This window comes from Mycobacterium sp. IDUB_1 (genome assembly GCF_055419625.1).
In genome coordinates this window covers 2,553,467-2,561,198 of record NZ_JBVAYA010000001.1, presented here as the reverse complement: position 1 = coordinate 2,561,198, position 7,732 = coordinate 2,553,467, and the positions used below count along the sequence as shown (strand labels likewise).

6 protein-coding genes and 1 pseudogene are annotated in these 7,732 nt (G+C 66.5%); 5 read left to right on the top strand and 2 right to left on the bottom strand.

Annotation, left to right across the window (positions count from 1 at the left end; all coding sequences use genetic code 11):
- Positions 1-291, top strand: a pseudogene (locus tag ACZYYX_RS12785) (4-hydroxy-2-oxovalerate aldolase); the annotation flags it as partial.
- A 44-nt stretch (positions 292-335) separates the two neighbouring features.
- On the opposite strand, the gene ACZYYX_RS12780 reads toward ACZYYX_RS12785, so the two are convergent.
- Together ACZYYX_RS12780 and ACZYYX_RS12775 are read right to left on the bottom strand one after the other, a co-directional pair.
- Positions 336-1,205: an SDR family oxidoreductase gene (locus ACZYYX_RS12780; protein WP_463814733.1), complete on the bottom strand. Its 870-nt coding sequence runs from the start codon at positions 1,203-1,205 to the stop codon at positions 336-338.
- A gap of 15 nt (positions 1,206-1,220) precedes the next feature.
- Complete coding sequence (locus ACZYYX_RS12775) at positions 1,221-2,849, bottom strand: flavin-containing monooxygenase (protein ID WP_463814732.1); 1,629 nt, start codon at positions 2,847-2,849, stop codon at positions 1,221-1,223.
- A gap of 132 nt (positions 2,850-2,981) precedes the next feature.
- Between ACZYYX_RS12775 and ACZYYX_RS12770 the strand changes: the two genes are divergently transcribed.
- The 4 genes from ACZYYX_RS12770 (at position 2,982) to ACZYYX_RS12755 (ending at position 7,719) form a co-directional block, all read left to right on the top strand.
- Complete coding sequence (locus tag ACZYYX_RS12770; RefSeq protein WP_463814731.1) at positions 2,982-4,061, top strand: 2Fe-2S iron-sulfur cluster-binding protein; 1,080 nt, start codon at positions 2,982-2,984, stop codon at positions 4,059-4,061.
- A gap of 99 nt (positions 4,062-4,160) precedes the next feature.
- Positions 4,161-5,342, top strand: coding sequence for an acyl-CoA dehydrogenase family protein (locus ACZYYX_RS12765; protein WP_463814730.1), 1,182 nt, complete (start codon positions 4,161-4,163; stop codon positions 5,340-5,342).
- A 14-nt stretch (positions 5,343-5,356) separates the two neighbouring features.
- Entirely contained in the window at positions 5,357-6,265 is a 909-nt protein-coding gene (gene bphC / locus ACZYYX_RS12760; protein ID WP_463814729.1) for a biphenyl-2,3-diol 1,2-dioxygenase, read from the top strand.
- Positions 6,262-7,719: an FAD-dependent oxidoreductase gene (locus ACZYYX_RS12755; protein ID WP_463814728.1), complete on the top strand. Its 1,458-nt coding sequence runs from the start codon at positions 6,262-6,264 to the stop codon at positions 7,717-7,719. Before bphC ends, ACZYYX_RS12755 begins: the two co-directional genes overlap by 4 nt.
- Positions 7,720-7,732: the final 13 nt, after the last annotated feature.

The following is a 7,732-nucleotide window of genomic DNA, read 5'->3' as shown; positions in this document are numbered from 1 at the left end:
GGTGTCAAGACCGGCATCGATTTCTTCGACATCGCCGACGCCGCCGAAGAGGTCGTCGCCCCCGCGATGCCCGCCGAATGCCTGCTCGATCGCAACGCGCTGATCATGGGCTACTCCGGGGTGTACTCGAGCTTCCTCAAACACGCCATCCGTCAGTCCGAGCGCTACGGGGTGCCTGCGCACCAGCTGCTGCACCGTGCCGGGCAGCGCAAGCTGATCGGCGGCCAGGAAGACCAACTGATCGACATCGCCCTGGAAATCAAACGCGAAATGGACGCCGCCTCCCCATAGCCCGGCCGAATGCACGCTCTGCCACGCGAACACCAGACAATCCCTCACACACCGTGCACTCGCGAACCTCTCGAAAAGGCGACCATCCGATACAGGTATCGAGGAACGGTCAGCGTGGGCACCCGTCGGGGCCAGTCATCAGCGCGGAAGTACGCATCCGATCCGCCGTCCACGAAAAGAACACTACCGCAGAGGAAGTCCGCATCCTCGGACAACATGAACCGTATCCAGCCCGCGAGCTGAGCGGGATCTCCGAAACCCCCGACCGGCACCGGGAACGTCTTGACCGCTTTGGCTTGTCGCGGTGAGGAAAGCTGTTCGTCCAGCAGCGGGGTGTCGACGGCCCCGGGCGCGATCGCGTTGAGTCGGATCCCGACACCCGCCCACATCGGTTGCACCGCCGTACGGCGGACCCAGCGCATCACGGCGATCTTGGAGGCGCCGTACGCCATCGCCGGCGCGGTCGAACCGAACATCCGTACCGCGCGTGACGCGCCGGCCAGATCGTCGCGCAGTAGCGCGCGCACGGCGCGGCCTGGCACCATCGGCATCGTCGTCGCCGAATTACTGCCCACGACAACGACCTTGGCGCGATCGGCAGCCGCAAGTGCCGGCTGCAACGCCTGGGCGAGTTCGACGACACCGAAGTAGTTGACCGACAGGATGTTCTCGGCGCTCCCCCGCCCGGGACGTGGCCCCACCCCGGCGGCCAGCACCGCGCCGTCGAGATGTCCCGGCGCCGCGTCTGCTACCGCGGCCGCAGCATGCGCGCGCCCCTGCGGGGTGGACAGATCGGCGATGACCTCAGCGTCGTGCCGATCGACGGTGATCACCCGATGCCCGTCGCCGCGCAGCCGTTGTGCGACAGCATGTCCCATCCCCGACGCCGCACCAGTGACGGCATAGACACCCACTGTGATCCTCCGTTCTCACGGCTCCTTGAGCAGCTGGAATCCCTTGTATCCCGCTGCAGCCACCTCATTGCAGATATCGAGGTAGACGCCGAAGCCACCGATGAACAGCATGAATTGCCGCGGCTTTCCAGGCACGTTCGCACCCATGTACCAGGAATTGGCCCGGGTGAACAGGGTCGCTTCTGCACGCCGTGCGCACTCGGCGATCCAATCGTCGACCGCGTCGGCGGTCGGTTCGATCGCCGCGTAACCCCGGTCGTCTAGATAGGAGATGGCCTCAGCGATCCAGTTCACATGAGCCTCGGCGTGCAACACCATGTTGGCCAGCACTGCAGGCGCCCCCGGCCCGGACACCAGGAACAGGTTGGGGAATCCGTCGGTGCCCAGCCCGAGGTAAGTGCGCGGGCCGTCGGACCAGTCGTCGACCAGCTTCTGTCCGCCGCGGCCGGTGATGTCGATCTTCGCCAACGTACCGGTCATCGCATCGAAACCCGTTGCCAACACCAACGCGTCGATGTCGTAATGCTTCTCCGAGGTACGGATTCCGGTCGGATCGATCGACTCGATAGGCGTCTTACGGACGCTGACCAGGGTGACGTCCGGGCGATTGAACGTCTGGAAGTAGTTCGTGTCGGTGCAGATCCGCTTGGTCCCGATCGGATGGTCGGAGGGGATGAGCAGATCGGCGACGTCGGGGTCGTCGATGACCGCGCGGATCTTCTCCTCGTAGAACTTTCGGGCTTCCTCGTTCGCCTCCAGGGAGGTCATCTGGTCGCTGAAGGTCTTGGAGAACAGCACACCGCCCAGTTGCCAGCGTTTTTCGAACGCGGCACGGCGCTCCTCGGGGGTCGCCTCCATGGTCAGCTTTGGATGAGCGACATGCGGTGAGCCACCGCCGCTGCGCCAGGACATCTGGCGACGCTGCGCGTAGTTGGCTTTGATGTCGGCGACCTCGTCGTCGGCGAGCGGTCGATTGCCTGCCGGCACGCTGAAATTGGGTGTTCGCTGGAAGACATAGAGATGCGCCGCCTGCTCGGCGATGAGTGGAATCGATTGAATGCCAGAAGATCCGGTACCGATCACTGCCACGTGCTTGCCAGTGAAGTCGACGTCGTCGTGCGGCCAGTGAGCGGTGTGGTAGATCTCGCCGGCGAAGGTGTCCAGCCCGGGAATGTCCGGGGTCATCGCCGCCGACAGCGGCCCGGTGGCCATCACCACGAACCGCGCTTCGACGACTTCGCCCGTGTCGGTGGTCACCGTCCACGTCAACGCGGATTCGTCGAGCTCGGCGCTGGTCACTCGAGTGTCGAAGGTGATGCCACCCCGCAGATCGAGTTCGTCGGTCACCCAGTTGATGTAGTCCAGGATCTCGCGCTGGGTGGCGTACTTCTCCGACCACGTCCACCGCTGCTGCAGGTCATCGGAGAACGAATAGCAGTAGTCAACGCTTTCGACGTCGCAGCGCGCGCCCGGGTACCGGTTGTAGTACCAGGTGCCGCCGACGTCGGGGGCGGCTTCGAAGACCCGCACCGACAAACCTCGGCCACGCAACGTATGCAGAGCGTAGAGGCCGCCGAACCCGGCGCCCACCACGACAGCGTCTACCACCCCGGCGTCCTCGCGTGTACTCGATGCGCTGCTCACGCACCGAACGGTAGGTCGTCACCGCTGTCGCGGCCGCCGGATCTCCCGTTCACCGGAAGCCGTGACCCAGTTTCCCGGCCATCGGGCGGACCCAGTTGGCGCGGGTCGCCGAGCGCGTCAGAATCACCGGCCATGACCGACGTCGAAACCGATACCGAGATCGTCGGCGCGGGACGCGGGGTGGTGGTGCGGGTCGCCGAAGTCATCGACGAAAGCGCTGACGCCCGATCGCTGGTGTTCGCGATCCCCGATGACCAACGCGACCTGTTCGCCTACCGGCCCGGACAATTTCTCACGGTGCGGGTGCCCAGCGAACAGACCGGGTCGGTGGCGCGCTGCTACTCGCTGGCCAGCTCTCCGCACACCGATGACGCACCGAAGGTGACCGTGAAGCGCACCGTCGCCGGGTATGCGTCGAACTGGTTGTGTGACAACGTCTCTGCAGGGGATCACATCGAGGTGCTCCCCCCGGCGGGAGTATTCACCCCGGCCGACCTCGACGCCGACTTCGTGCTGTGGGCCGCCGGCAGTGGCATCACTCCTGTGATGTCCATCCTCAAGTCGGTGCTGTTCGCGGGCAGCGGACGGGTGGTGCTCTGCTACGCCAACCGCGACGACGCCTCGGTGATCTTTGCCGCGGAGCTGCGTGATCTCGCGGCACGTTACGCCGGTCGCCTGACGGTGCTGCATTGGCTGGAGTCGCTGCAGGGGCTACCGACCCGCGCGCAGATGAGTGGTTTCGTCCGCACCGTCTTCGGCGGATCGGCCGCCGTCGAATCGTTCATCTGCGGTCCGGGCCCATTCATGGCCGTGATCAAGGAATCCCTGAGTGAGGCCGGGGTTCCGCGCGAGCGGATTCACCTCGAGGTCTTCCATTCGCTCTCCGGTGACCCGTTCACCGACGATGCCGGCACCGCGGCGGCGCTGGCCGACGATGCAGATGCCGCCACTGTGCGCGTCGATCTCGACGGTCACTCGCACCGGTTGCGGTGGCCACGGCGCGCCACTCTGGTGGAGACCATGCTGGCCGCCGGGCTGGAGGTGCCCTACTCGTGCCGGGAGGGCCAGTGCGGGTCGTGCGCAGCGACGTTGGTGGCTGGTGAAGTCGACATGGCCACCAGCGACATCCTCGAAGCTGACGACATCGCCGACGGACTGATCCTCGGCTGCCAAGCCCGGCCGGTCACCGACGACCTTCACGTCGAATTCTGAATTCGCTCTCCGCGGCTTCCGCTGACCGGGAAAACCGACCACCGCGCTCCAGACCGCAGTACACCATTGACACAGGCCAGCGACGAAGAGGACCACGACATGACTGAGCGGGTAATCGACCGGGTGCACGAGCACGCCGAGCAATTGCGCACCCAAGGCGCTGAGGCCGAGAAGATCGGCAAGCTCACCGACGACACGGTCAAACTGATGAAGTCGGCGGGCAACATCCGCCTGCTTCAGCCAACTGAACACGGCGGCCTGCAGGTCCACCCCCGCGAGTTCGCGGAGACGGTCATGGCCACTGCGGCGCTGGATCCGGCGGCCGGCTGGATCAACGGCGTGGTGGGTGTGCACCCGTATCAGCTGGCCTATGCCGATCCACGGGTGGCTTCCGAGATCTGGGCCGACGACGTCGACACCTGGGTCGCCTCACCGTACGCCCCGCAGGGCGTCGCCAACCCGGTCGACGGCGGGTACATCTTCAACGGGCGGTGGCAGTTCAGTTCAGGCACCGACCACTGCGACTGGATCTTCCTGGGCGCGATGATGGGAGACGCGGAGGGCAAGCCTCTGATGCCCCCGCAGATGCTGCACATGATCCTTCCGCGCTCGGATTACGAGATCGTCGACGATTCCTGGGATGTCGTCGGGTTGCGCGGTACCGGCTCCAAGGACGTCATCGTCAGAAATGCTTTCGTGCCCTCGTATCGGACGATGGACGCAATGAAGGTCATGGACGGCTCCGCCCAGCGCGAAGCTGGAATGACCGACACGCTCTACCTCATGCCGTGGTCGACGATGTTCCCGCTGGGCATCAGCGCGGCAACGATCGGCATCGCGGAGGGTGCGCTGGCCGCCGCGCTGGACTACCAACGTCAGCGGGTCAACTCCAGCGGCGTGGCCATCAAGGACGACCCTTACGTCATGTACGGCATCGGCGAGGCTGCCGCCGACATCAACGCTGCCCGCCAGGAACTGCTGGCCAACGCCGACCGCATCTACGACATGGTCGACTCCGGGCGTGAGGTGTCTTTCGAGGATCGCGCGGCCGGACGGCGCACCCAGGTGCGCGCGGTCTGGCGAGCCGTGTCGGCCGTCGACGAGATCTTCGCGCGCTGCGGCGGCAACGCCGCCCGAATGGACAAGCCGCTGCAACGGTTCTGGCGCGATGTGCACGTCGGCCAGGCACACGCCATCCACGTCCCCGGCACCGTCTATCACGCCTCGGCACTGAGCTCCCTCGGCGTCGACCCGCAGGGTCCGCTGCGGGCGATGATCTGAAAGGACTGCCCAGCATGGGATTGATCAAGAGCCTCGGCTACGTCACCGTGGCGGCCACCGACATCGACCGGTGGCGCCAGTTCGCCTTCGATGTGCTCGGCTTCGCCCGCGGCCAGGGTCCCGACGAATCCGCCCTGTATCTGCGCATGGACGAGCGGGCCGCCCGCATCATCGTCGTGCCCGGCGACGTCGACAAGATCGTCACCGTCGGATGGGAGGTTCGCGACCACGCCGATCTCGAACTGGTCAAGGCGGCCCTCGACGGCGCAGGTGTGCCCTACAAGCAGCTGTCTTTGGAGGAAGCCGACGCGCGCCGCGTCGAGGAGGTCATCGCCTTCGAGGACCCCGCGGGCACCTCGCTCGAGGTGTTCCATGGCGCGGTGCTCGACCACTCCCCCGTCGTCACTCCTCACGGAGCCCGCTTCGTCACCGGCGGGCAGGGGTTGGGCCACGTCGTGCTGCCCGCCCTCGACGTCAACGGAGTGTTCGAGTTCTACACGGAGGTACTGGGTTTCAAGTCCCGCGGCGCTTTCCGCGTTCCGGTGCCCCCGGAATTCGGGCCGGTGCGGGTGCGGTTCATGGGCGTCAACCAGCGCCACCACAGCCTGGCCATCTGCCCCGCGCAGACGGTGCGCGATCCCGGCCTCATCCACCTCATGGTCGAGGTCGACACCCTCGACGCGGTCGGTCAAGCTCTCGACCGGGTCAACGCCGAGGGATTCCAGCTGTCCTCGACGCTCGGCCGCCACACCAACGACAAGATGGTGTCGTTCTACGTGCGCGCCCCCGGCGACTGGGACATCGAGTTCGGCACCGAGGGCATGCGCGTCGACGAGGAGCACTACACCGCCGAGGAGATCACTGCCGACAGCTACTGGGGTCATCAGTGGGTGTCCGACCTGCCCGCAGCGATGCGTCCGTGACAGACGTGATCCCGGTCGCCGCCGGCAGCGTCACCTCCTGGGACCACCACGCCGATGTCGTGATCGCCGGCTACGGCGTCGCGGGTGCCGCAGCCGCGGTCGAGGCCACCCGAGCGGGAGCCGAGGTCCTGGTCCTCGAACGCAGCGGGTCCTGGGGTGGGGCGGCCGCGATGGCCGGCGGGTTCATCTACCTCGGGGGCGGGACGCCGCTCCAAACCGCCTGCGGTTTCACCGATTCCGCCGACAACATGGCCGTGTTTCTCAATGCCGCCATGGGTCCGGGCGCCGACGAGCACCGCATCGCGGACTACTGCGCCGGCAGTGTCGCCCACTTCGAGTGGCTCAGCGGTTGCGGCATTCCGTTCAAGGCCGAGTTCTTCGATCAGCCCGGCTGGGAACCCATGGGCGACGAAGGGCTGATGTACAGCGGCGGAGAGAATTCCTACCCGTTCAACACCATCGCCGAACCCGCACCGCGCGGCCACGTTCCGCAGATGCAGAACAAGAAGCAGGGCGAAGCCAGCGCCGGGTTCATGATGATGAAAGGTCTCGTCGAGACCGCCACCGCAGTCGGCGCCGGCGCGCTCTACGACGTGCGGGTGCAGGCGCTGATCGTGGAGTCCGACGGCCGCGTGGTCGGTGTCCGGGCCCGCCGCTACGGCACCCAGATCGACATCCGCGCCCGGCGCGGTGTGGTGCTGGCCACCGGCAGCTTCGCTTACAACGACGCCATGGTGGCGCGGTACGCACCCCGCATCGCCGGTCGGCCTGCCGCCTCCATCGAACAGCACGATGGACGAGCGATCAGAATGGCGCAGGCACTGGGCGCAGACCTCGCCCACATGGACGCCACGGAAGTGGCGCTGTTCATCGATCCACAGCAACTCGTGCGGGGCGTCCTGGTCAACGAACGCGGACAGCGCTTCGTCGCCGAAGACACCTACCCCGGCCGAGTCGGTCAGCTCACGCTCTACCACCAGAACAACACCGCCTATCTCGTCCTCGACGAGACCGCGCAGACCGAGGCGATGAACTCTCCCTCTCCCCAGCTGATGATGCGTCCGCCCACGTGGGTGTGCGAGACCGTCGCCGAATTGGAAGCCGAGATCGGGCTGCCGCCAGGATCTCTGCAGTCCACCATCACTGCATACAACGACGACGCTGCCCAGGGCCGGGATCGTCTCCTGCACAAGAAGTCTCGGTGGCTGCGCCCGCTCGGATCCCCAGTGGCGGCAATTGATCTGCGCGAATCCACGGGCGGCTTCACCCTGGGCGGCCTGCACACCACCCTCGACGGCGAGGTTGTACACGTCAGCGGTGATCCGATCCCGGGCCTGTTCGCCGCGGGCCGCTGCACCGCCGGACTGGCCGCATGGGGTTACGCCAGCGGTGTCAGCCTCGGCGACGGCAGCTTCTACGGACGTCGCGCAGGACGCGCCGCCGCACGCGGCTGATCCAGCCCGCCCC